Raw genomic sequence first — 24,347 nt, forward strand, 5'->3', positions numbered from 1 at the left:
AAAAGAGAGCGCCACTGTGGCGCTCTCTTATTATCAGGGACTGGTTATCAGTGGCTTGCTATCCGGGGCGAAGGCTCAGCTGCTGGCAGGTCCGGCCGGTTTGCCAAACAGCACCGCGAGTTTTTGTCGCCATGGCAGGCCACGGGCGTCACGCAGCATGTCGCGCCACTCATGGAAGGTGAGAGTGAGGGGGTTAAAGCTGTGGATCGGCTTGGTGATGCCGAAGCGGCATGGCTCGGCAGGATCCTCCTCGACAAAGGTGCCGAACAGTCGATCCCAGATAATCAGCACGCCGGCAAAGTTGCGGTCTATGTACTTGGCGTTGCTGGCGTGGTGCACCCTGTGGTGGGAGGGGGTGTTGAAGATCCACTCCAGCCAGCCGAGCTTGCCCACCACCTGAGTGTGGACGAAGAACTGGAAACCCAGACTCAGCAGCACGGTGGCGACCACCGCCTCGGGCGGGAAGCCGATGACAATCATCGGGATCCAGAACAGCCACATGCCGGAGATTGGATACATCAGGCTCTGGCGAAAAGCGGTGGAGAGATTGAGCCGCTCCGAACTGTGATGTACCACGTGGGAAGCCCACAGCCAGCGCACATGGTGGCTGGTGAAGTGGAACAGCCAGTAGCAGAGATCCTGCAACAGGAACAGCAGTAGCACACTCCAGAGATTCAGCTCGATATCGAACAGTCGCCAGCCCCAGAGGGTGTCATACAGACAAGCAATGGCGATGGCCGCCAGGGCATCGCCCCCTTGGTGCATCAGGGCCAGCGTGGCGTTGGCGAACAGATCCCGCCACTGGTAGGTGGCGGTGGGAAAGGCCGCGCCATGTTTGCGCAGGTAGAGCATCTCCCAGCCGATAAAGGCCAGAAAAATCGGGGAGAGGTAGAGCAAAAGCAGTTGCACATCCATATGCGGCCATCCATTCAGAGCAATTGCTCTCCAGCATAAAGGATGGTTTTAATATTTCATTAACATTTTTCAGCCAACGAAGAGATGGCATGAAATATGGCGCGCCAGCAGAGGAAGGCGCAGTGGATGGCTATGCTTGATGCAGGCTTTTTCAGGAGGTGCTGGCTTATGCGCGTCTGGTGTTGCTTGTTGTTGGGGTTGTGCATGATGGCGCACGCCAAGACCCGGGTCGAGATCCTGGCGGATGCCGCCTATCCCCCCTACTCCTGGCAGGAAGGGGAGGAGGTCAGGGGGATCTATGCTGACATCATCCGCGAGGTGACCTCTGCCATGCCTGACTATGAGGTGGTGCTCAAGCCCATGCCGTGGCGGCGCGGTCTGAGCATGGTGGAACAGGGGGCCGCCTTCGCCATCTTTCCACCCTACTACATGCCCGATACCCGCCCTTATATGTGGCCCTACTCCCAGCCGATGCTGGATGAAGAGCTGGTGGTGATGTGCGGCGCCAGTGTGGCGGCCAATACCCCGCTGGCCAGATTTCCGCTCGACTATCATGGTTTACGCTTTGGCATGAACGCCGGTTTTGCCGTCGGCGGCGATGCCTTTTGGCTGGCGGTAAAAGAGAAGCAGATCGACGTGGAGGAGGTGAAAAGCAATCGGGAGAACCTGCTCAAGATTGTTCGCGGCCGGGTCGATTGCACCATCAATGATCGCCTCTCCCTGCTCTATGAGTTGCTCAACATGATAAAGGCCGATCAGCTGGCGGTGGCCGATATGTCCCTGCTCAAACAGGGGCCGGTGCTCAGCAAGGAGCAGGGGTTTCTCGGCTACAGCCGCAAGGGAGAGTATCCCTACAAACAGGCCTTTATCGACCAGTTTGACAAGGAGCTCTATCAGCTCAAAAAACGTGACGGGGTGAAAGTGATCGTGGAGCGCTATTTGGGAAAGTCCCCGCGCTGAGCCGATGAGAGGGGCACTCGGGTTCAGCTGGGTTAAGCCTGCTCAGCGTGACACACAAGAAGAGGGACCTTGCGGTCCCTCTTCGTTTATCCAGCAGAGCGTGTTGGCTACAGCACCTGACTCAGGAACTGGCGCAGGCGTGGGGAGGGGGGATTGTCGAAGAAATCGGCGGGTTTTTCATCCACCAGCAGTTCGCCACTCTCCATAAAGAGCACCCGATCAGCCACCTCGCGGGCAAAGCCCATCTCGTGGGTCACTACCACCATGGTCATCCCTTCGCGGGCCAGCCCCTTCATCACATCCAGCACTTCCCCCACCATTTCGGGGTCCAGCGCACTGGTGGGCTCGTCAAACAGCATGATGCGTGGCTGCATGGCGAGCGCCCGGGCGATGGCCACCCGCTGTTGCTGACCGCCGGAGAGTTGGGAGGGATAGCTGGCCGCTTTCACCGACAGCCCCACTTTCAGCAGCAGCGCCTTGGCTCTGTCTTCGGCCTCACGGCGCGACAGCCCCCGCACCTTCTGAGGGGCGAGGCAGATATTATCCAGCACCGTCAGGTGGGGAAAGAGGTTGAAGGACTGGAACACCATGCCCACCTCTTCCCGCAGCTTGTTGACATCGCCCGGCTGGGTCAGGCAGATGCCGTCCACCACGATATCGCCGTCGTTGATGGTCTCCAGCTGGTTGAGGGTGCGCAGAAAGGTGGACTTGCCGGAGCCGCTGGGGCCGACGATCACGACCACTTCCCCTTCGGCCACCTCGGTGGTGACGTTTTTCAGGGCATGCACTTCGCTGCCGTAGAACTTCTCTACACCGGTCGTTTTGATGATGGGATCAGTTGCTTTTCGCATATTTCACCTCGAGACGGCGCACCAGAAAGGAGAGAGTACCGGTCAGCACCAGATAGAGCAGTGCCACGGTGAACCACACCTCGAACGGGCTGAAGGTAGAGCTGACCACCTCGCGTCCCGCCTTGGTCAGATCGGTGATGGAGATGACCGACACCAGCGAGGAGTCCTTGATCAGGTTGATGAACTGACCCGCCAGTGGCGGCAGCACCCGTTTGAACGCCTGCGGCAGGATGACGTAGCGCATGGTCTGGGCGGAGGTCATACCCAGGCTGCGGCCCGCCTCCATCTGCCCCTTGTGGATGGAGCTGATACCGGCGCGGACGATCTCCGCCACATAGGCGCCGGTAAAGACCGCCAGTGCCGCGACCCCGGCGGTGAAGCGGTCGAGGTTCAGCACGGTGCCGATAAAGAAGTAGACGATGAAGATCTGCACTAGCAGCGGCGTGCCGCGGATCAGCTCCACATAGGTGACCGCCAGATTGCGCAGGGCCGGATTGGGGGAAAGACGCGCCAGCCCGGCCAGGGTGCCGAGCAGGATGGCGAAGATGCCTGCTACCAGCGAGAGCTTGACGGTGACCCAGACGCCCCAGGCGATGGGGCCTGCGGTCCAGCTCAGTTGGGTGTCGAGGGTATCGCCACGAAAAACGGTATCCCCTTCGGCGACTTGTATGCCGGTGCTGGCGATGGTTTGCCGCACATTGGGGTCGAGATCGTCTTGCAGGAACAGCTTGCCCTTCTCGGCCTCGCTGGTACCTGCCATCACGGTGCCGTCAAATTCGGCGACATTCTTCTGCTCCGCCTGATAGGCGATGTATTGGGGAATGCGTTCCCAGCGCCAGGTGTAATCCACTGACTGGACAGCCTTATAGATGCCGAATACGGCAACCAGCAGCATCAGCAGGAAAACCCCATGCCAGAGTAGCTGATTGGGCTGTTTTTCCATCTGTCTTGTCGGTTTGGGTGTGTGCACAGTCACAACCTCTTCTCGTTATTGTGTGGGGAGCTGCGTGGTGCAGGGGCGGCATGTGCCGCCCCCCGGAGGTTATTTGAGCTGGTTCAGCCAGGCGTTGGATTCGAACCACTTCTTGTAGAGACGGTCGTAGCTGCCATCGCCCTTGATCTGGCGCAGGTAGTTGTTAAACCAGTTGAGGGTGTCCTGATCCCCTTTGCGGATGGCCCAGGCCAGCGGTTCGAAGGTGAACGGCTTGTCGAGGTGCACCACGGCGCCCTGATTCTGGGAGGCGAAAATAGCGTTGTAGGGCAGGTCATAGACGAACGCATCGACCTTGCCGTTGATCACTTCCAGCTTGGCGTCATCCTGGGTTTCAAACTGCAGCAGGGTAGCTTTGGGGATCAGGCGCTTGACTGCCTGCTCGCCGGTGGTGCCGAGCTTGACCGCGATCTTGTATTTCGGGTCGTTGAGGTCGGTGAAGGATTTGATTTCGCCCGCCTTCTCTTTGCGCAGGACGATGGTCTGACCGACCACGATGTAAGGATCGGCGAAGTTGACTCGCAGGTTGCGCTGGGGAGTGACGGTCATGCCGCCCATGATGACGTCGAACTTGTTGGTCAGCAGCGCCGGAATGATGCCATCCCAGGCGGTGTTGACGAACTCGACCTTCACGCCCATCTCTTTGGCGACCATCTTGGCGAGATCCACATCAAAGCCGATGTATTGGCCCTGCTTGTTGGTCATCTCGAAGGGTTGATAGCCGGCGTCGAAGCCGACTCGCAGCACGCCGCGTTCGAGCACGGCATCCAGGGTGGAGGTGGGGGCAGGGGTCGGGGCCGCCGTGGCGATCCCGCAAAACAGCAGGGTAGAAAGAATCAGTTTTTTGATCATAAGTGACGTCTCTGTCGGTGGTGTGTTCGGCCTTGAACCTGATCCCGTGCGACTCCGTGGCACAAGAGACTGCTGCATCCGGCAACAGGCAAGACAGGATGAATGTCTTGAGCGGGACAAAAGCCCCATATGAGATGCTATGAATAGTGGTTGAGTGAAAAATGTACCAAAAACCGATTGTGTTAGAAGACTCAACAGGTTAGAGACATTTATTGCTCATGGCTTCATTCATAAAATCACACGAAAACAACATATCTATCTAATTGAGTGGGTTCAAGCCCAAATTATCCCCAAGACATTTTGTTACAAAGCCTGGGTGCCGCTTGCGACTCTCATTGAGTTATTGGGCTCCGTAAGAGGCTTTTTGTGGGGCTGATACGAATACGCATTGGTGGGATATCACACGCATTGCTCTGTTTGTCAGCAAACGAACGGGCTTTATTGTGAAAACCATCAAGTCGCACTGGGTCTTGGCAAACGCTTCTCATATACTCAGTTACCCTCTCTGCATGGCTTTGGTATGGACGCCTCACTACTGCTTAAGCTGGATATTTTTACCTTGATGATCATGGCCTTGTGTGGCTATTGTCTCGGTTTCCTCACTCTCACCATCATTCGCGTTACCCACAACGATATTCCCGGCGTCGGGGTCTGGTGGTGGTCCAGTCTGTTTGCCATGCTGGGTCAGGCGGGATTTGCCAGTCTGCTGCTGACACCCACCCCCTATGGCTCCTGGGTGGGCAATGTCTTCCTGATTTTTCATGTGTCGTTATTGCTGGTCGCCCAACGCTGTTTCTTCCGGCAATCGCCGGGCTGGCCTGTCTGCTGGGGATTCATCCTGCTGTTTGCCGCCGTCATGACCTGGTCGGTCGCCATCGATGGCCGGATTGCGGTACGGGTGATGATCAGCAGCGCCACCTTCCTCATGCTCAGTACGCTCATCATCTGGCAGCTCTGGCGTCACGGTCGACCCGATTATCAGGTGGCGGTCTGGGTGCTGATTGGCCTCAATCTGGTGCTGATCGCCATGACCCTGATGCGGATGTTTACCGTGTGGGGCGAGGTGATCGAAAGCCCGTTCCAGCGTCAGCTGTTCAACGTGTTGCCCTATGTTTCCATGCTGGTGGGTAGCTCCATGCTCACCTTCGGGGTGCTGCTGCTCTGCAACCAGCACCGGGCGCTGGAACTGCGCTATCAGGCCAGTCATGATCCGTTGACCGGCTTGTTCAATCGCCGTGGTTTTATGGAGCGTCTGGCCCGGGGACGCCCTGCACAGCAGGGGGCGCTGGCGGTGCTCGATCTGGATGACTTCAAGCAGATCAACGATCGGCATGGCCATGAGGTGGGGGATCGGGTGCTGGAGCGGGTCGGGTTGGCACTGCGCGAGCTGGAGGGAGTATTGGCCAGTCGCTTTGGGGGCGAGGAGTTTGTGCTGTTGTTTCGCCATGCCACCGCAGAGGAGGCGATTGCCCGTTGTCAGTCACTGCGGGTTCAGCTTGCGGCCAGCGAGGTCGAGGGGATCCATATCACCGTCAGCATGGGTATTGCTCACTGGCAGGGGGAGTGGCACTTTGACAGCCTGTTCAGCCGTGCGGATGACGCTCTCTATCGGGCCAAGCGGGAAGGAAAGAACCGGGTCTGTCAGGCTGCCTGATGCAGGAATAGGTTCAGGAATAAAATCAGGGTGCGGTGATCCGCGCCCTGTTTGTTTCTGTTTGCCGGATATAGCTTGTCAGCTGCCACCCGCTACTCTGCATTCGTTTGAGGGGTTCTCGGTGCCTGCGCCTTGAGAAAGGGGAGCAGCAGCAGGGCCGAGATGCCCGCCGCCACCGAGATCACCACGAAGAAGCCGTTCCAGTGCCAGATCTCCATCACCTTGGCCAGCGGATAGCCTGACAGCGCCGCCCCCATGTAGGCAAAGAGACCGACAAAGCCGGTGGCCGCCCCCGCCGAATTTTTGTGGGAGCACTCCGCCGCCGCCATGCCGATCAGCATCTGGGGGCCAAACACGAAAAAGCCGATAGTGAAGAAGCAGGCCGCCTGCATCACGTAGCTGAAGAAGGGCATCAGCCAGAGCGAGCCCACCGCCAGCAGGATCCCCACCGCAAAGATGAGGTTCATCGGGCCACGGTTGCCGTTGAACAGCTTGTCCGATCCCCAGCCCGCCACCAGCGCACCGATAAAGCCCCCCACCTCGAACATGGAGATGGCCGAGTTGGCGCTCATCAGATTGAAGCCGCGCTGCTCGGTCATATAGAGATTGCCCCAGTCATTGATGGCGGTGCGCACCACATAGACCAGCACGTAACAGCAGGCGAGCAGCCAGATATAGGGGTTGCCCAGCACATATTTGCGCAGGATCTGGCGATGGGAGAGCCCCGCATCCTGGGTCTGCTGGGCCAGCTCCATGGCGTCCTTGCGCCACTCGCCCACCGTTGGCAATCCCATGGCACTCGGGGTATCCCGCAGCCGCCAGCAAAGGAACAATCCCGCGATGATGGCGATAAGGCCGGGCACTATCATGCCGTAGCGCCAGCCATGTTGCAGGGCGATGGTGCTGACGATAAGAGGGATGAGCGCGCCGCCGACGTTGTGGGCGGTGTTCCAGGCCGACCACCAGACCCCGCGCTCGGTGCGCGAATACCAGCTGGTAAGCAGCTTGGAGCAGGGGGGCCAGCCCCAGCCCTGGAAGAAGGCGTTGGCGACCCAGAGGGCGGCAAACATCCAGAGTGCCGACGAGAGGCCGAACAGTATGTTGATAACGCCGGTGGCCATCAGCCCGACACCCATAAAGTAGCGCGGGTTGGCGCGGTCACTGATGATGCCGGAGAAGAACTTGGAGCAGCCGTAGGTGATGTAGAACAGGGTCCAGAGCATGCCGATATCGGACTTGTCCAGCATGCCGCTCGCCAGCATGTCAGGCATGGCGAAGTTGAAACTCTTGCGGGTGAAGTAGAAGACCGCGTAGCCCAGATACATGGTCAGCAGCAGGTGCAGCCGCCAGTGGCGATAGGTGGCATCGATCTCGGCCTGATCCCGGATAAGGGGCCGGGGCGGTGCGCTTCTCATAAAACTCAGCACAGGCAGGCCCTCTGGTGGTGATTAGCCATGACTCTCCTCCCGTCTGCGACTGGGCAGGTTGACCGTCAGCTGGGTGCCGTGGATGCAGGAGAGTTGCAGACTGCCCCCGAGCGCCTGTACTCGCTCGCGAATGCCAAGCAGGCCATAACCCTGTTGCGGGCGGCTTTCCGGCAGACCGCGGCCATCATCTTCCAGCACCAGTTGCAGTTGCTCGCCGCTGGCCCGGGCGCGAATGGTGACCGAGTGGGCGTTGGCATGTTTTACTACGTTGTTGAGCCCCTCCTGACAGACCCGGAACAGGGTGACCCGCTGGGCATCGGAGAGATCCCCATCCGCCAGCTGCCACTCCAGCCGGGTGACGATGCCGTGACGCTCCAGCTCCAGCTCCCGCAGCAGTGCCCGTACCGCCTGTTCAAGAGTCATGTCGTCGAGCTGGCGCGGGCGCAGCCGCCCGAGCAAACCGCGCACCGCGTCGTAGATCCCGAGCGACAGCGTGTCGATCAGGGCGCTGCTCTGGCCCACCCCGGCGTTGTCGGGGGCGAGGCGGCGCACGATCCCTGCCTGGGTACGAATGGCGGTGATGGTCTGGCCGATGTCGTCGTGCAGCTCGCGCGCCACCTCCTTGCGGATGCTCTCCTCGGTCTCCAGCAGCCGCTCGGTGAGTTGGCGATTATGGGCGAGCTGGCGGGTCAGCGCCTGATTGAGTTCGCGCTGGCGCTGGATCCCGGCGCCGAGCAGCAGGCCGGTGAGGCTCTGGGCCAGCAGGGAGAGCAGCAGATCGAGGGGGTGATCGTGCCAGGCCTGACTGGCCAGCAGGGCGATGGTGTTCATCAGGGTGGCGAGCAGCGCCCCCTGCCAACCGTAGCGCCACGCCATGGCGATGATGGGGATGGCCAGACAAAACGGGGTAAAGCGCACCAGCGAGTTGGGCAATCCCAGTTGCAGCCAGAGGCTCAATACGAACAGCAGCAGATACCAGACCAGATGGCGAAAGCGCCACTCCACCGGCTGATCCACCAACGCAGGGCCGAGCGGCACCCAGGTGGCGCGAGTGAGGTAGTGCCAGATCAGCATGCAGGTGGAGGTCAGCGTCAGCCCGCCGGTGAGGCTGAGCAGCAGGGCCGAGAGGCCATCTTCCCCGGCCAGATGCCAGAGCAGAGCTTGCAGCAGCGCAGCTGCCGTGACGGTGGCGAGCAGCAGCAACAGTTGTTGCCAGTCGTTGCGCACCTGCTGGCGACGGGCAATCAGCAGCGGTAGCAGGGTCAGCAGGCTGCCCGCGACCAGCCAAGGCCAGTGGGGCAGCCCCACCTCCAGATTGAGCCAGTAGAGCAGCAGCCCTTCACACAGCAACAGCGGTGGCCAGTAGTGGCCAGGACTTTGCAGCAGCAAGCCAAGGCGCAGGCCGAAGGGGAACAGCAGCACCGCCAGCGCCGGGCCGCCCGCCAGATGCAGGCTGATGCTCCAGAGGCAAAACCAGCCGGCGGCAAAGATGAAGCAGGCCGCCAGCGCGATGGCGACATAGCTGGCAAAACGGGAGATCACCAGCTATCCAGCATGCGGTGGGCCAGCTCGACGTTGTTGCTGACCTTGAGCTTGTCCATCAGGTTGGCGCGATGGACGTGCACCGTCTTGGGGGAGAGGCCGAGCTGCTCGGCGATGGCCTTCACCTCCAGCCCCTGTGCCAGCAACTGGGCAATCTCCCGCTCCCGATTGGTGAGGGGATCCCGGCTGCTGCTGGCCAGTTTCTGGGCGATGTCCGGCGTAAGATAACACCCCCCCTGGGCGGCGGTGCGCACGGCAGCGATCAGCTCGTCCGGACTGCAGCGTTTGGAGAGAAACCCCTTGGCGCCGGTTTGCAAGGCCTGCTCGATGAGGGCCGGGCTGTCGTGCACCGAGAGCATCACCACCGCCAGACCGGAGGGGAGCTGCTTGAGCAGATCCAGCCCCGATTGGTCGGGCATCGAGATGTCGCAGACGCAGACTCGCGCCCCGCTGCCGGGCAGGCCGGCAAGGGCGTCGCTGGCGGAGCCGAATTCGGCGACCACCTGCAGGTCTGGCTCCAGATTGAGCAGTTGGGCAAAACCGGATCGGACGATCTGGTGATCGTCGATGAGGGCAATTTTTATCATGATGTCAGCCTGAAATTCGGTGCGTCATGACCATGACGCGGCCAACAAGATACCTGCCCCCCGAGTCAGGCTCAAGCAGCAGCAGGAAAAGGGGCTAAAAACCGGGGGGCAAGGTGCGCAAAGCTTGATCGGGATCAGCTGGCAAGGGCGAGCAAGCGGGCTGATCAACAGGGGGATGACCAGCCCGGGGGACTCAGCGGTGCAGCTCGCCGGCGCGCTCCGGCTGATAGACCACTTCCAGAATTTCTACCTCGATGGTGCGACCGGCCGGGCCCGGCCAGGCGATGCTGTCGCCCACTTTCAGGCCGAGCAGGGCGCTGCCTACCGGCGCCAGTACCGAGATGTTGCTCTCGTCGCCCTTGGCATCGCGCGGGTAGACCAGGGTGAGGCAGAACTCGTTGCCGCTGCTCTGCATCTTGAAGCGCACCTTGCTGTTCATGGTGACCACGTCCGGCGGCATGTCGGCCGGTTCGCGGATCTCGGCGCGGTCCAGCTCCTCTTGCAGGGCCAGATGCTGCGGGTGGTTGCCAAGCAGTTGCTCAATACGGTCCAGATCAAGGCTGGAGATAACCAGATGAGGTTGTTTCATAAGATATTCCTTATCAATAGCGGATAGGCCCATACCGGCGGGTGCAGGTTGGCCATCACACAGGGTGTTACAAAAATGGATTCAACAGGTTCAATCGATTGAAAATGCCATGCCCCCAAGCGACTCGCGGCCGAAGGAGCGAGGCGGGGGCTCAGCAGGGTGTGAGCAAATGCGAGGAAATAGCGAGTATTTTCATAGGCCTACCATAACCATTCTGGCCGGCCTTGGCAACCGCGATTGAGTGACTACTCAGGAGCCTGATAGTTGTACTGACGGATGATCCGCGCCAGTGTGCCATCATGGCGCATCTCGTCTATCACGGCTTGCCAGCGACGTCCCTCGGTGAAGGGGAACTCCTTGCTGGCGGCGACATAAAACTGGGTACGCATCAGAGTCTCCCCGCGTACCAGCCGGTCGGTTGGCAAATCACCAAGGCGCTGGTTGTAGAGGATGGCGTTCCAGGCGGCCACCCAGGCATCGATACGGCCCCGATGCAATTTCTGGGCATTGAGCTTCTCGGTGGCCACGGTATCACTTTCAAGCTTAAGTCGTTGTCTGAGCAGATGCTGACCGAAGGAGTAGCGCAAGGTGCCGATCTGCAGCGGTGGGAGATCTGTCACTTTGAGGGGAGAAGGATGAAAGCGGCGATCGCTGACGATGACAAAATCGTCATCGAGTATCGGTGTTACCCAGTAGTAGAGGTGTTCCCGTTGAGTGCTGCGTACCGGCGGGATCAGCAGCACATCCTTGCGGTGGATAGCCTGAGTCAGGGCTCTGGCCAGTGGCATCAGCTCGATGGTCAGCGGTTCTTTAAGGCGCCGCGCAGCCTCTTCCATGATCTCGATGGCGACACCGCTTGGTTTGCCGTGAGAGGAGCGAATGACATAGGGGGGCAACTCGGCTGCCACCAGCACAATAGCCTGGGCACCGGTGTGTACCAGCAATAACAGCAGGGCAAAAAAGGGCAGGCAGAGAGCGCGCATCAAGGTCGTGAGCCAGAGTCGAATATGCAGAGTGTAACATTCCTGCCTGCGTTGTCGTTGTGCCCGCTGAGGGGTTGGGATCTCAGTCGAAGAAATCCCGCAGATCGCGCACTTCGTAATCAGCGAGTTGCTGCCAGGGGAGCTGAGCAGGCAGCTTGCGCAGGGTTACCTCCATCCGGTAGCTGCGATAGCCGTCGAGACTGGCCGATTCGACCACCAGCGGGATCTGCCACTGACTCGACCAGAGAATCCGGGTTCGTTGCTGCCCTTCGCGTTTTTCATACCAGCGGGCCTGCTTGGGGGCGGCCTCATCCAGCGGGGTCATCCCCTCGATCAGCGCCGGGTTGACGAGATGGCGGATCCGCGGCCAGTCGGGTTTGAAGGCCACCTGGCCATACTCTTCCACCGGCACTTCAACCAGCTGGTTGTGCCAGCTGTCGGCATAGCGCAGCTGAAGTTCACCCTCATCACTGCGGCTGACCCAGCGGGCCGCCATCTGGTGGGTAAAGTGCTTGTGGCCGGGGGTTGCGTCGTGAGTGGCGTGATAGGCACGGGCAAGGGGGAGGGGAATGAGCCGCTGGCTCCACACCTGATTGCCCACGCGCAGCCACTTCTCTTGCCAGACACTCTCTCTGGCGATGCCATCGCTGCCGGTGTTCCGGTCGTGATAGCTGATCCGGGCGGCGAGATCCGGGGGCGTGTCGTCAGCATGCAGGGGGAAGGCGAGGGTGCTGCCAAGCAGCCATAACGAAAGCAAAAGTCGCATCATCATCTGTCGCTCGAAAGAGCCGGGGCCCGGGCCGCTGAGTCAATTGCTCAGATGCACCCGGGCCCCTGCTGCTTACAGGCCGAGCGCCTCCCGCAGTTTGCCAAACACCTTGGTGTTATCCAGCGTGCCTTTGAAGCGGTTGCTGCCGGCGCCATCGGCAAACAGCATCACATCGCCGCCGCCGTGGGTTTCCGATGTCAGTTTGACGCCGGTCTCCTGCAGGTAGTCATTGGCCATCACCTGATCGCTGGTGAGGACCGGGCGCACATCGGGGCGGTTGGGGCCGTTACCGAACACCAGGGTGGTGAAGGGCTTGCCATCCACGTCGTTCTGGGTCGAGCCATCGCTATTTTTCACCAGATCCAGCACCGGATTGCCCTTGGCGGAGTAGCCGTTAATGGTCATGGTGTGGTCATGGTCGGCGGTGACCACGATCAGGGTATTGTTGAGATCCACTTTACCCAGCGCCGTCTTGACCGCCTCATCCAGTGCCACCGCGTCGGTGAGCGAGCGCTTGGCATTGGTGCCGTGCAGGGCGTGATCGATCCGGCCGCCTTCTACCATCAGGAAGTAACCCTGACTGTTCTTGCTCAGTAAATCGATCGCCTTGGCGGTCATTTCGGAGAGGGACGGCTGGGTATTGGCAGCCCCCTTGGCGACCCGATCCAGCTCGTAGTCGAGGTGGGATTTGCTGTTGAACAGACCGAGCACCTTGCCGCTGGTGACCTTGGCCAGTTCACTTTGGGTGGTGACATAGCTGTACCCCTGCGCCTTCATCTCGGCGGTCAGGTCGCGGTTGTCATTGCGACCGCCCTTGTTGCTGGCGCTGTATGGAGTCCAGTGGTTGGCACCACCGCCCATCAGCACATCGACCCCATCTCCCAGCGCCTGGTTGAAACCTGCGCCTCCCGGAACGGCCTGTGCAGCGATGTCATAAGCGGCATCCCGATGGCAGATGTGGGCGTAGGTAGCCGCCGGGGTCGCGTGGGTCAGCTCGGTGGTAGTGACGGCCCCGACCGATTTGCCTGCCGCCTTGGCCAGCTCCAGGATGGTGGGCACCGGCTTGCCGTTATCGCTGCTGCAATTGTTGACGGTTTTGTTGCCATTGACGTCTTTGCCGGGGGCGACGGCTTTGGTGTCGCTGCTCATGGCGATCACCTCGTTGTTCATCTTGACCCCGGTGGTGTAGGCCGCCATGGAGGGGGCCGAGTCGGTGGTCTGGGCATCGTTGGAGAAGGTCTTGATGCGGGCACTGCGCGGCAGTTTCATCATCTCCAGATTGCCCTCTTCCCCCACCTTGAACAGGCGGGTGGCGGTGAGCACGGTGGGGCCCATGCCATCACCGATAAAGAGAATGACGTTTTTGGCATCACCGGCCTGTGCCTGGGAGGTTGCGCCCAGCGCACTGAACAGGGCGGCGCAGACCAGCGTGTGCTTGATGGATGTGTTCATCTGTTTGCTCATGAAAGTGCTCCTTACAGCTTGGCCGCAGCCTTGATCTTGCCGAACACGGCGGTGTTATCGAGTGAGCCATGGAAGCTGTCAGCCCCCTTGCCGATGGCGCCGAGGAAGACATCGGTGCCGCCGTGGGTCTCGTTGCCGATTTCGCCTACCTTGACCACCACTTCCTGGTGGTAGTCATTGGCGGAGACGGTGGCATCGTCGAGCGGGGCGACGCTGCTGCGCGGGCCATCCACCCGGTTGTAGCCGTTGCCAAAACCTATGATGGTGTAGGGCATGCCCTCGCTATCCTTGCTTGGCTCGCCAGTCTCGTAGTTCTTCACCAGCCCGAGTACGCCGGGGTTGTCGGCGGTGGTCTTGCCGGTGCGCTTGGCATAGCCGTTGAGCACGAGCGTATGGTCATGGTCGGCGGTGACCACGATCAGGGTGTTTTTCAGCTCGGGGTCGCTCTTTTTCACCTCGTCGATAGCAGCCTTGATGGCGTTGTCGAAGGCGATGGTGTCCTGCAGCGCCCGCTTGGCGTTGGTGTCGTGCAGGGCGTGGTCGATGCGACCCCCTTCCACCATCAGGAAGTAACCCTTCTCTTTGCCCTTGAGCTGCTTGATGGCGGCCAGGGTCATCTGGGCCAGTGACGGCTCGCTGGCAGGGCGGTCCAGGTCATATTTCATGTGGCTGGAACCAAACAGGCCCAGCAGTGGCTTGCCCGCATCGGCCTTGTTCAGCTCATCCAGATTGCTGGCAAACTGGTAGCCCTTGGCCTGCATTTCGCTGATGAGGTTGCGGCCATCCTCCCGCTTGCCCTTGTCAGCTTTGGGCAGGAAGAAGCTGCTGCCGCCACCGAGCACCACATCCAGCCCCTCCTTGAGGGCGCTGTTGTAGCCTTTGCCGCCCGGTGCCAGCTGGGCAGCGATATCCGCTTCCAGATCCCGGTTGCAGATATGGGCATAGGTAGCCGCCGGGGTGGCGTGGGTCACCCGGGTACTGGTTACCACACCGGTACCGCGGCCATCGGCTTTGGCCAGCTCCAGCAGGGTGGTCACCGGCTTGCCGGCGCTCTTGCTGCAGTCGCTCTCATAGGTGGCGTCGCCGTCCATGCTGATGACGCCGTTGTTGCTCTTGACCCCGGTCATGTAGGCCGCCATGGAGGGGGCCGAGTCAGTGACCTGGGCATCGTGGGAGAAGGTCTTGATAAAGGCCGTCTCTGGCAGGGTATCGATGGTGAGATCACCCTCTTCGCCGACACCGTAGATGCGGGCCGCCGTCAGGGTGTTGAGGCCCATGCCGTCACCGAGGAAGAAGATGACGTTGGTGGGTTGGGCTGCGGGCTTGGTCGCTACCGTGTCATTGTCTGATTTGCAGCCGGCAGCCAGGGCGGCGCCGATCATCACTGCAAGTCCTGCCATTTTTCTCATTGGGGTTCGCTCCTTGTAAAACCTGAGCGCAGCCTAGAGGGGGCAGATGACACTTTTACTGACTATCGGTGACGGTTGTGTGAAAAAGTGATGAAAATGTTACACTATATCAATGTGTTATCTATCAATTGAGCCAGTTGGTCCGGTCGCTTCCGGCAAGGTTGCTCCGCCTCGGCGGTTTGCTGATTTGATGAGGTGATGGTTAGAATGACCTGTCAAAAGAGGCCCGCAGCAGGTAAAATGCGCCCCCTTCGTTCGATGCCCGCGGCAGAGCGCCTGTTGTTCCATGCGCGCGCCCGCAGCCCCCACAGAGAGTAACGGATATGTCCATCAACTGGTTCCCCGGTCACATGCACAAGGCCCGCAAGGAGATTGCCGAGGTCATGCCCCAGGTCGATGTGATCATCGAGATGCTCGATGCCCGCATCCCCTTCTCCAGCGAAAACCCGCTGGTGCCCGAGCTGCGTGGTGATACCCCGGTGATCAAGGTGCTGAACAAAGCGGACCTCGCCGATCCGGCGATCACCGATCTGTGGGTGGCGCACATGGAAAAAGAGAAGGGGATCAAGGCGCTGCCGTTGACACAACAAGAGCCGGAGAAGATCAAGCAACTGCTGACTCTCTGCCACGAGATGCTGCCGGAGCGCAATTTTGAGCTGCGCGGCGTGCGGGCGATGATCATGGGGATCCCCAACGTGGGCAAGTCCACTCTGATCAATACCCTGGCGGGGCGCATCATCGCCCGTACCGGCAACGAGGCGGGGGTGACCAAGTCCCAGCAGCGGATCAAGCTGGATAACAACGTCATCCTGACCGATACCCCGGGTTTCCTCTGGCCCAAGCTCAACCCGCCCTCCTGTGGTTATCGTCTGGCCATCACAGCTGCCATCAAGGACACAGTGTTCGACTATGCCGATATCGCCATGTTCGCCGCTGACTACTTCATCAAGGCCTATCCGGAGCGGATCAAGGCGCGCTACCAGATTGACGAGCTGCCCGAGACCGAGATCGAGCTGCTGGAGATGATCGCCCGCCAGCGGGCCTTTATGCGCAAAGGGGGGCTGGCCGACCTGCACAAGGCGTCCGAGATCCTGATCAACGAGTTCCGCTCCGGCTTGCTTGGCCGCATCTCGCTGGAGACGCCAGAGATGGTGAGCGTTGAGATTGTCGAAGCCGCCGCAGAAGCCGAGCAAAAAGCCAAAGAGAAGGCCGAGCGGGAAGAGGAGCGTCAGGCCCGCGCCCGTCGCAAGTACGCTCGCAAGCGTCAGAAATAGTTATCCTCAGGTGTCCCGAGCTTGCCTGACAATGAGCGAGCTTGTGTGACCGCGATGACGAAACACGAAGAGGCGACCCCAGGGGCGCCTCTTCTGTTTTATCTGGTGAAATGCCCGACATATAAAGGCATGTCATCAACCAAAACGGTGGTGCGCCGTCTCAAACAGCGACATATGAAGCGGGATCAGCTGCTGCCAGTCGCGGCGATAGCCGCCACCGGGTACAGCAGCGACAGGCAACCCATGCTTGATTGCACAGTCAAAAACCATGGCATCGCGCAGGCGAACCCCTTCATCGCTCAGGGAGAGATAACCAAGCTCGTCGGCATGATGCACATCGACGCCTGCCTGATAGAAGATGAGATCCGGCGAATAGAGGCGCAGTGCCAGTGAGAGTGCCTGTTGCAGTGTGGTGAGATAAGCATCGTCCGTCATGCCGCTTGGCAGCGGAAAGTCGAGGTGAGAGGTGGTTTTGTGGTGGGGGAAGTTGTGCTCCCCATGGAGGGAGAGGGTGATGATATCGCGCCGTCCGGCGCACAGGGTCGCACTGCCATCTCCCTGATGCACATCGAGATCGACGATCAGCACCTGTTCACAGTGCCCCTCGTCGAGGCAAACCTGCGCGGCAATCACCAGATCGTTGAACAGACAAAAACCGCTGCCGTGATCCCGATGGGCGTGGTGGTAGCCACCGGAGATCTGCAAGCCGCAGCCCTGCTCAAGAGCATGGCGGCTGGCGGCAACGGTGGCACCCACCGAGCGCAAGGTGCGCTCCATCAGCATGGGTGACCAGGGAAAACCGATCTTGCGGATGGCGCGATCTGCCAGCTGGCCGTTCAGGGCCGCCGCGACATAATCGGCATCGTGAATGCGACAGATTTGCTCCCGGGTGGCCGACGGCGCTTCGCCCAGGGGGTAACCCTGCACCTGCAGGCGTTCAAACAGCCCTTGATACTTGGCCAGCGGGAAGCGATGGCGCTCGGGTAGCGTCAGGGAGGAGTAGAGAGGGTGATAGAAAATGCGCAACGACATGGTGCCATTCTCCCTAGCAAGGTGGCGCTTTCTATATATGAAATCAGCAGATGAATCCATATATACACTCCCTATATAAAGGGGAAGTGGCAGCGTATAAATCAAGACGCGTCGTGAGTGAGACCGCAGGATATGGTAAAGGGGAGCTTGGCTCCCCTTTCAGTCAATATTTCAGCTCGGTTTATTGCTGCTGGATAACCCAGATTTGGAAGGCTTTGCGGGTTTCCGCATCGGCCTTGTTGTACCAGTTTTGCAACTGGGTCAGCGCTTCCGGATTGCTTTGAGCCTTGCTGGGGGCAACCTGAACCGGTGCGCTGGCGGCAGCCATTACGGCAGCAGAAGAGACTGCCACTGCTTTGGGCTGGTTGAAGGCTTTCCCCATGTTGATCAGCTCTTGCTGATAGTCACGTGTCAGCTGGAAGCCTTCTACTTTCGGCATCACGAACTGTTCGCTACTCACTTGCTGACCACTGACCTTGTCTTTCAGCGCCACTTTCTGCTCTTTGACAAACTGCTTGGCTTCGGCTTCGTTGCGGGGCTTTTTATAGTCCAGCACCAGCTGCTGATTGTCGGCGGCGGTGAAGTTCAGCACCAGCGGCTCGGCGGTCACCAGCTTGATTTCGTTACGGCTGGAGTAGTTGCCTTCAAAGGCGACGACCAACTGGTGTTTGCCGGCAGAGAGGGGGAAGGTGCTGGTTTTGTCGAGCAGCTTGGGGTTGATGGATTGACCATCGATCAGCTGGACGACATACGGGGTGGTCACTTCCAATTGGGCATCAGCAAGGGCGCTACCGGCCCACAACAGACCAGCCAGCGCCGGTACCAGAACAGTCAGTTTCATTTCATCTCCTTGAACAGTCAGGCGATTGCCCACTGAAAACAGGGGCTCATTTTTACAGGTTTGGCCTACTGCGGCAATGGCTCTTTCTGGTGGTCGATGTTCGCGCTGCTGTCAGTTTATTTGTCAATAGCGACCGACTTATTTATTCGATCCGCCGTGTAAACGGGGGGAGAGCGTCGAGCAACCCCTTGCCATAACGCTTGGTCAGCAGACGCCGGTCGAGAATGGTGACCCGCCCCCGATCGGCCTCTTTGCGGATGAGGCGGCCACAGGCCTGGATCAGTTTGCGCGATGCCTCCGGCACCGTCAGTTGCAGAAAGGGGTTGCCTCCTCGCTGCTCCACCCACTCGGCGGTGGCCTCCTCGACCGGTGAGTTGGGTACCGCAAAGGGGAGTTTGGTGATCACCAGATTGGTGAGATAGTGACCCGGCAGATCCAGCCCCTCCGAGAAGCTGCCGGTACCAAACAGGATGCTGGCCTGACCGCCATCGCATTTTTGTTTGTGCAGGGTGAGCAGGGCATTGCGGGAGGCTTCCCCCTGTACCAGCAGTGACAGTCCCTTGGCTCGCAAGCCAACAGCCACCTCATTCATCTGGCGGTAGGAGGAGAAGAGCACCAGACTAGCCTCCTTGCCCGCCAGAATACGTGGCAGCACGCTGATGAGTTCATTGGTAAAGGCTGGTGAGTTGGGTTCGTGCTCCATCTTGGGCAGATAGAGCTCGGCTTTCTGGTAGTCAAAGGGGGAGCGCAGGCGCAGATAGCGGGTACCGTCGTGCTCCTTGAGCCCCACCTGATGGCGAAAATAGCTAAAGGAAGAGAGGGCGGTGAGGGTCGCGGAGACCAGCACGGCCCCCAAACATTTCGACCAGAGCCACTCCTCCAGCAGATAGCCCACCTCTATCGGTGAAGCGTGCAGCCAGATATCGCCGTCATCGCTCTTGGCCATCCAGCGGGCGAGCGGGGTTTTGCCGGTCGGCACATGGCGCCCCAGCATCTCCCACAGGGCGCAGAAACTCTCCAGCCGTTGCAGATGAAAACCGCTCTCGGCCAGCAGGGGTTCGGCCTCCTGGCGGCGGATCTCGCCATCTTTCAGCGCTTCACCTATGGCCCCCTGCATCCGATCCAGCGCCCGCAGCGCCTTCTTGCTCGACTCCTTGAGATTCTCCGCCAGCATGGGCAGGGGATCCGGCAATACCCCTTCGACGAAGCGGTAGTGGGGTTCCGTGCCAAACAGCCGATCGTTGGCGCTGAGCCACTGCTCGACCGCCTTCAGGTCGGGCTGGATGGAGGCCAGCGCATCCTGCAGTTTGAGTTGGGGGTCGAGCAGGCTTTCCTTATTAAGCGTCCGCGCCAGCTTGCCTGCACTTTGTACCAGCTTCTCCAGCCAGCGGCGCGAGCCTTTGACGCTGGCCGATGCCGCGCCGTGATCCCGGGCGATGGTGGGCAGGTGATGGGCCTCATCCAGCACATAAATGCACTCATCAGGGGGCGGCAGAATGATGCCGCCGCCCATGGTGAGATCGGAGAGCAGGAGTGCATGGTTGACGACCAGCACATCGGCGCTCTCCATGTCGTTGCGGGCGCGATGAAAGGGGCAGTGCTGGTGATGGCTTAGCGCCTTGTTGCAGGTGTGGCGGTCTGCGGCGATGCGATCCCAGCAAGTGTCGGGAATGGGCTCCGGCCAGTTGTCCCGATCCCCGTCCCACTTGCCATTGGTGTAGGCCTGCCACAGCGCCTGGTAGCGATCCTTGTCGCTGTCCGATGGTTTGGATTTGCTCAGACTGCCAAAGTCGAGCTCGAAGTTGGCCATCTCGGCGCCACTGGCTGCCTGCTCCAGCAGATGCTCGCAGCAGTAGCGCTGACGCCCCTTGACCAGCATAAAGCGAAACGGCAGCTCGCTGTGGCGGTGGTAAAAAGGAAGGTCTTTGTGGATCAGCTGCTCTTGCAGGGCCACTGTGGCGGTGGAGATCACCAGCTTCTTCTGGGTGAGTCGCGCCACCGGAATGGCGCCCTGCGCATAGGAGAGGGATTTGCCGATACCGGTACCCGCTTCGGCAACCAGAATACGGCGTTGTTTGTCGTACTCGCCGGTCAGGGTTTTGGCTATCTCGGCCACCAGAAAGTTCTGCTCTTTGCGCGGCACAAAACCGGGTAATCCATCCGAAATCTGGCGATAGGTTTGACGAATGGTTGCTTTGAGGCGAGTAGAGAGCATGAAGAGAAGGCCAGTTAGGGGTTAATCGAAGGACAAGGATACCCGCAACCCCTCGGTGAGGTCGAGGCAACAGCCATTATCACGGAGTTTTACGCTGATCAGACCACTTTGGTTGTTTATCAGGTAGTTAGCGTCATTTGCATGCAAAATAGACTATTTGAGTCCAAATAATCAGCAGGATTCATTGTAAACGTTTTCCTTTTACCTTGCCGTCAGGTGAGACTTGGCTCACATTTTTGCCTCCATGACTATGGTTTGCGTAAAAAGTTCCAAGTTTTTTCATTGCGGTTCAAAAAATCCGGTGCTAGTCTCGGCGGCATAGTGATGCAAAGAACATCGCTAACACAGGGAATAACAACAACTTAGTGTTTAATTACAGTAGGCATTGGAAACTATGAAAAAGACAATTCTGGCTATTGCCATTCCGGCTCTGTTTGCATCCGCCGCTAACGCCGCGGTGATCTATGACAAAGACGGTACCACTTTCGACGTATACGGCCGTGTACAGGCTAACTACTACGGTGAGCACGATGATACCGATGGCGAGCTGATTGGTTCTTCCCGTCTGGGCTGGTCCGGTAAAGTTGCTCTGAACAACACCTGGTCCGGTATCGCCAAGACCGAGTGGCAAGTTGCTGCTGAAAACTCCGACAAGGGCAGTGACGGTAAGTCTAGCAAGTTCGATGCTCGTCATATCTATGCAGGCTTTGACGGCACCCAGTACGGTAAAATCATCTTCGGTCAGACCGACACTGCTTTCTACGACGTACTCGAGCCGACCGATATTTTCAACGAGTGGGGCGATGCGGGTAACTTCTATGACGGTCGTCAGGAAGGCCAGGTTATCTACTCCAACACCTTCGGTGGTTTCAAAGGTAAAGTTTCCTACCAAACCAATGACGACGTAGCGGTCAAGATCACTGACGTTGGTCAGAAGGTCAAAGAAGATGCCATCTTTGGTTCCGACGTTAAGCGTAAGAAAGCTTATGCCGTTGCCGCCGGTTACGATTTTGACTTCGGCCTGGGCTTCAACGCCGGTTATGCCTACTCCGACCTGCAAAACAAAGTTAACGGTCAGACTGGTAAGAAAGACGAGTGGGCTGTTGGCGCGCACTACGCTATCAATGGTTTCTACTTCGCTGGTGTTTACACTGAAGGCGAAGTGAAGAACAAGAGCTTGGGTCTGAAAGATGACGGCCGTGGTTACGAGCTGGCTGCTTCTTACAACGTAGATGCTTGGACCTTCCTGGCTGGCTACAACTTCAAAGAAGGCAAGGCCAACGCTCAAGCTGCCGGTTCTACTTACAAGGATCTGGTTGACGAGACCCTGCTGGGTGTTCAGTACGCTTTCACTCCGAAGCTGAAAGCTTACACCGAGTACAAGATCCAGGGTATCGAGAAGCATGACGACGAGTGGACTGTTGCTCTGCAGTACAACTTCTAATAAGTTGCACATGAGTAATATCCAGGCTTGAGTCTTTGACCAAGCTACGAATGGCCGAGATGATATCTCGGCCATTTTCTTTTTGGCTGCATTGCTATTGCGTAACTGAGTTCTGGTGAATCGCCGGATTGTAATTTCTAGTGATAGTTGGCAAATTGCCGGTCTCGGTTAATTTGTACAGATCTAGTTATCACCTGACACCGGCCTCAAACCGGTGTCTTGTTTACGCTACTTTAGAGCGCACTTCCTTCGGTATCAATTTCAGACCCTTCTTGAACATGCTGTAGGGGGTTTGACACTCCATCATCCTGCCCTGATGTGGCCGCTGGGTGTTGTAGTGCACCAGATAGCTATCCAAGTCTGTCTGCATCTGCTCTACCGACTAATACCAGGTCGTCCTCCCCTTGATTCGGAAGTGTTCATCCAGCAGTGTGCGATGCAGCCGCTCGATAAAGCCGTTGCTTTGCGGCCTACGTACCTTGGTTGTCCGGTGCCCAATCCCCTCCAGTTGCAGAAACAGCTCGTAGGGATGATGGTCTGGGCGCCCACAGAACTCACGTCCGTTATCCGATAGGATGGTGTAGACCCGTGCCTCGTGGGTTTCAAAGAATGGCAGCACCGTTTCGTTGAGCACATGTACCGAGGTGATGGGCAGCTTGCTGGTGTAGAGCCTTCCCCAGGCGTGGCGACTGTAGCAGTCCAGCACGGTTTGTAGATACACCTTGCCAACCCCCTTGAGCGCGCCGACGAAGAAGGTGTCGACCGCCACCAGTTCTCCGGTGTAGTGAACCTCAATCTGGCGTTCGCGGAACTCGGGACTGAATCGCTCTAACAGGCGAATTTGCTCGTCATTGAGCTCAATGGTCTGCTCACAGTGAGTTTTCTCAAGGCGCAGCAAGCGGTCGTGTTTAGAGAGCAAGTCGTGCCGTTGCCACACGCCACGCACACCGCCCGCACTGACATTGATGCCTTGCAGAGCCAGTTCTTGCGCGACCCGCAGCGGGCCTTGAGTTGGTCTGGTGAGGGAGTAATCGAGGATGGCCTGTTCAATCTCGGGAGCGACCCGATTGGGATGAGCCCCTTTACAGCCAGGCAATTTGTCGAGCAATCACTCGGCGCCATAGGTCTGGTAATTACGGCGAATTTCGTAGAACTGCTGACGGCTGTAGCCGATGAGCTTGCAGGCTTTGCTGACGTTATTGAGCTCCTTGGCAAGCTCTAGCAGGCTGAGTTTGCGACGTGCTACTTTCTCGTTGGTGATCATGCAGAGGCTGATAGTATTTTGCAGGTGCAAAAAAGCCCCTTGGCGGGGCTTGGTGTCTGGCAAGGCCGGTGTCGGGATTATCAATCGAACAGGATGCGGCCGCTGGTGCCGGCATCGCTGTCTTTCCAGCTGGCACCGCTTTTGCGCAGGGTGTAAGTGATGGTCTCCTGCTTGAATTTCAGGTAGTCGCTGCCGCTGTGGCTTGGTTTGACCTGATTGCCGTCGATATAGGTCTCCCCTGTGGTATCGACGTGAATTTCTGCCACGGTGCGGCCATCGTCAGTAACCGCTTTATAGTTGCCAGCCCACGGGCTCTCGTCGCCATACTGCACGGCCCCTTCCTGAGCGTGCGCTTGGGCATGGGTCTTGTGGCCGTGATGGGTTTTGGCCAAGGCGCAGCCGGAGATACCGACCGCCAGCAGGCAACCGAGGGTGACATTGAGCAGAGTCTGTTTGGATTTCATCTTCATTTACCTGTATCAAATAATTGCAATGGATAAGGGGTGGAGCCCCCACGGTCGGTGTGGGCCCCGTTGAGCCGTGGCTCGAAATCAGTCCTGATTGATGCCAGAAATATGGCCGCGGGCGTCGGTGAGGCAGTGCCAGAGCCGGTCATGGGGCCCTTTGATATCAATCATCATCCCCGCCTGGGAGTCGGCCACATAGTCGAGGGTCAGTTTGCTGCGGCTGACGCCCGCTTTTCTGGCGACGGCGTTCATGCAGGCGTTCTCGGCAACCTTGGTTTGCGCAGTGCTGCCGTTGTAGGCACTGCTGTTGGCGCTCTCATCATCGCCGTCGTCATCGTTCTCATCGTCATTGAGCTGGCAGGCGCCGCTGTCGCCATTTTTGACAAAATAGGTGATGCCCCAGTCGCCATTTTTCACCATGGAGAGGGTGGTGCGCCCCTTGCTCGCCTCGTAGAAATTTGAATTCACTTTTTTAAGTGGAACTTGCTGGTTATTGATATAAGCCGTGCCATCTTCGACGCGAAGATTAATATGTCCAGGACAGCTGGCGGATAAATCAGGCACCCCTGCATATGCGGTTCCGGTCATGACTAATACAGAGAGAGCAAGCAGCGTTTTTTTCATCAGATAACCTCAAATCAACAAGGTTCAGCAAGTGTGATGTCGTCAAAATAACGGTTGCTATGCCTGAACGTTATTTCTGTGCTCATTGCACACCTGTTATCGGTAGCCCGCAGTCAGTCGTTTCAGTGCGCCTCGTCCTGCCGGGATGACGCCAAATTTAGCAGTCTGGTGATGTAAGTAAAATAAAACAGGA

The 24,347-nt window shown here is 58.7% G+C and carries 21 protein-coding genes and 1 pseudogene; 4 read left to right on the top strand and 18 right to left on the bottom strand.

The window, feature by feature from the left end:
• Positions 1-75: 75 nt before the first annotated feature.
• Positions 76-915, bottom strand: coding sequence for a sterol desaturase family protein (locus tag ACB042_RS01540; protein WP_371177634.1), 840 nt, complete (start codon positions 913-915; stop codon positions 76-78).
• A 168-nt stretch (positions 916-1,083) separates the two neighbouring features.
• Between ACB042_RS01540 and ACB042_RS01545 the strand changes: the two genes are divergently transcribed.
• The gene (locus ACB042_RS01545; RefSeq protein ID WP_371177635.1) at positions 1,084-1,875 is read left to right on the top strand and encodes a substrate-binding periplasmic protein; all 792 of its coding nucleotides are present in this window, start codon (positions 1,084-1,086) and stop codon (positions 1,873-1,875) included.
• A 107-nt stretch (positions 1,876-1,982) separates the two neighbouring features.
• On the opposite strand, the gene ACB042_RS01550 is transcribed toward ACB042_RS01545, so the two are convergent.
• From ACB042_RS01550 to ACB042_RS01560, 3 genes are all read right to left on the bottom strand, one after another.
• On the bottom strand, positions 1,983-2,726 hold the full coding sequence (locus ACB042_RS01550; RefSeq protein ID WP_371177636.1) for an amino acid ABC transporter ATP-binding protein: 744 nt from the start codon (positions 2,724-2,726) through the stop codon (positions 1,983-1,985).
• On the bottom strand, positions 2,710-3,669 hold the full coding sequence (locus ACB042_RS01555) for an amino acid ABC transporter permease (protein WP_371177637.1): 960 nt from the start codon (positions 3,667-3,669) through the stop codon (positions 2,710-2,712). Before ACB042_RS01555 ends, ACB042_RS01550 begins: the two co-directional genes overlap by 17 nt.
• A 99-nt stretch (positions 3,670-3,768) precedes the next feature.
• Complete coding sequence (locus ACB042_RS01560; RefSeq protein ID WP_005334079.1) at positions 3,769-4,569, bottom strand: transporter substrate-binding domain-containing protein; 801 nt, start codon at positions 4,567-4,569, stop codon at positions 3,769-3,771.
• A 520-nt stretch (positions 4,570-5,089) separates the two neighbouring features.
• Between ACB042_RS01560 and ACB042_RS01565 the strand changes: the two genes are divergently transcribed.
• Complete coding sequence (locus ACB042_RS01565) at positions 5,090-6,223, top strand: GGDEF domain-containing protein (RefSeq protein ID WP_100654048.1); 1,134 nt, start codon at positions 5,090-5,092, stop codon at positions 6,221-6,223.
• Between the two features lie 92 nt (positions 6,224-6,315).
• On the opposite strand, the gene ACB042_RS01570 is transcribed toward ACB042_RS01565, so the two are convergent.
• The 8 genes from ACB042_RS01570 to ACB042_RS01605 all read right to left on the bottom strand — a co-directional run bounded on the left by ACB042_RS01570 (position 6,316) and on the right by ACB042_RS01605 (position 14,993).
• Complete coding sequence (locus ACB042_RS01570; protein ID WP_371177638.1) at positions 6,316-7,650, bottom strand: MFS transporter; 1,335 nt, start codon at positions 7,648-7,650, stop codon at positions 6,316-6,318.
• 21 nt (positions 7,651-7,671) lie between these two features.
• A complete protein-coding gene (gene uhpB, locus ACB042_RS01575; RefSeq protein ID WP_019445271.1) occupies positions 7,672-9,192 on the bottom strand; it encodes a signal transduction histidine-protein kinase/phosphatase UhpB in 1,521 nt (506 codons plus the stop codon).
• Positions 9,189-9,779 carry a transcriptional regulator UhpA gene (gene uhpA, locus ACB042_RS01580; RefSeq protein ID WP_005334071.1) on the bottom strand — a complete coding sequence of 197 codons (591 nt, stop codon included), beginning with the start codon at positions 9,777-9,779 and terminating at the stop codon, positions 9,189-9,191. Before uhpA ends, uhpB begins: the two co-directional genes overlap by 4 nt.
• A gap of 193 nt (positions 9,780-9,972) precedes the next feature.
• Positions 9,973-10,368 carry a nucleoside diphosphate kinase regulator gene (gene rnk, locus ACB042_RS01585; RefSeq protein ID WP_005334070.1) on the bottom strand — a complete coding sequence of 132 codons (396 nt, stop codon included), beginning with the start codon at positions 10,366-10,368 and terminating at the stop codon, positions 9,973-9,975.
• A gap of 245 nt (positions 10,369-10,613) precedes the next feature.
• Entirely contained in the window at positions 10,614-11,351 is a 738-nt protein-coding gene (locus ACB042_RS01590) for an ABC transporter substrate-binding protein (RefSeq protein WP_139732384.1), read from the bottom strand.
• An 82-nt stretch (positions 11,352-11,433) separates the two neighbouring features.
• Positions 11,434-12,120: a hypothetical protein gene (locus ACB042_RS01595; RefSeq protein WP_371177822.1), complete on the bottom strand. Its 687-nt coding sequence runs from the start codon at positions 12,118-12,120 to the stop codon at positions 11,434-11,436.
• 72 nt (positions 12,121-12,192) lie between these two features.
• Positions 12,193-13,584, bottom strand: a complete 1,392-nt coding sequence (locus ACB042_RS01600) for an alkaline phosphatase (RefSeq protein WP_371177639.1) — start codon at positions 13,582-13,584, stop codon at positions 12,193-12,195.
• Positions 13,585-13,595: 11 nt separating this feature from the next.
• The gene (locus ACB042_RS01605) at positions 13,596-14,993 is read right to left on the bottom strand and encodes an alkaline phosphatase (RefSeq protein ID WP_120414554.1); all 1,398 of its coding nucleotides are present in this window, start codon (positions 14,991-14,993) and stop codon (positions 13,596-13,598) included.
• A 323-nt stretch (positions 14,994-15,316) separates the two neighbouring features.
• Between ACB042_RS01605 and ylqF the strand changes: the two genes are divergently transcribed.
• A complete protein-coding gene (ylqF, locus tag ACB042_RS01610) occupies positions 15,317-16,267 on the top strand; it encodes a ribosome biogenesis GTPase YlqF (RefSeq protein ID WP_005334061.1) in 951 nt (316 codons plus the stop codon).
• Positions 16,268-16,402: 135 nt separating this feature from the next.
• Here ylqF and ACB042_RS01615 read toward each other — a convergent pair whose 3' ends face one another.
• The 3 genes from ACB042_RS01615 to dinG form a co-directional block, all read right to left on the bottom strand.
• Entirely contained in the window at positions 16,403-17,299 is an 897-nt protein-coding gene (locus ACB042_RS01615; protein WP_371177640.1) for a histone deacetylase, read from the bottom strand.
• Positions 17,300-17,480: 181 nt separating this feature from the next.
• Positions 17,481-18,140 (bottom strand): DUF2057 domain-containing protein, encoded by a 660-nt coding sequence (locus ACB042_RS01620; RefSeq protein WP_058056075.1) that lies wholly within the window; start codon positions 18,138-18,140, stop codon positions 17,481-17,483.
• Positions 18,141-18,282: 142 nt separating this feature from the next.
• Positions 18,283-20,355 (bottom strand): ATP-dependent DNA helicase DinG, encoded by a 2,073-nt coding sequence (gene dinG / locus ACB042_RS01625; RefSeq protein ID WP_371177641.1) that lies wholly within the window; start codon positions 20,353-20,355, stop codon positions 18,283-18,285.
• Between the two features lie 394 nt (positions 20,356-20,749).
• Here dinG and ACB042_RS01630 point away from each other — a divergent pair, with 394 nt between their 5' ends.
• Positions 20,750-21,799: a porin gene (locus tag ACB042_RS01630; RefSeq protein WP_371177642.1), complete on the top strand. Its 1,050-nt coding sequence runs from the start codon at positions 20,750-20,752 to the stop codon at positions 21,797-21,799.
• Between the two features lie 223 nt (positions 21,800-22,022).
• Here the strand turns inward: ACB042_RS01630 and ACB042_RS01635 are convergent.
• The 3 genes and pseudogenes from ACB042_RS01635 to ACB042_RS01645 all read right to left on the bottom strand — a co-directional run bounded on the left by ACB042_RS01635 (position 22,023) and on the right by ACB042_RS01645 (position 24,154).
• Positions 22,023-23,063 (bottom strand): annotated as a pseudogene (locus ACB042_RS01635) (IS481 family transposase).
• Between the two features lie 80 nt (positions 23,064-23,143).
• Positions 23,144-23,527 (bottom strand): hypothetical protein, encoded by a 384-nt coding sequence (locus ACB042_RS01640; protein ID WP_371177643.1) that lies wholly within the window; start codon positions 23,525-23,527, stop codon positions 23,144-23,146.
• A gap of 87 nt (positions 23,528-23,614) precedes the next feature.
• On the bottom strand, positions 23,615-24,154 hold the full coding sequence (locus ACB042_RS01645; protein ID WP_371177644.1) for a hypothetical protein: 540 nt from the start codon (positions 24,152-24,154) through the stop codon (positions 23,615-23,617).
• Positions 24,155-24,347 lie beyond the last annotated feature (193 nt).

Source organism: Aeromonas sp. S13(2024), from assembly GCF_041402405.1.
Taxonomy (GTDB): Bacteria; Pseudomonadota; Gammaproteobacteria; order Enterobacterales; family Aeromonadaceae; genus Aeromonas; species Aeromonas veronii.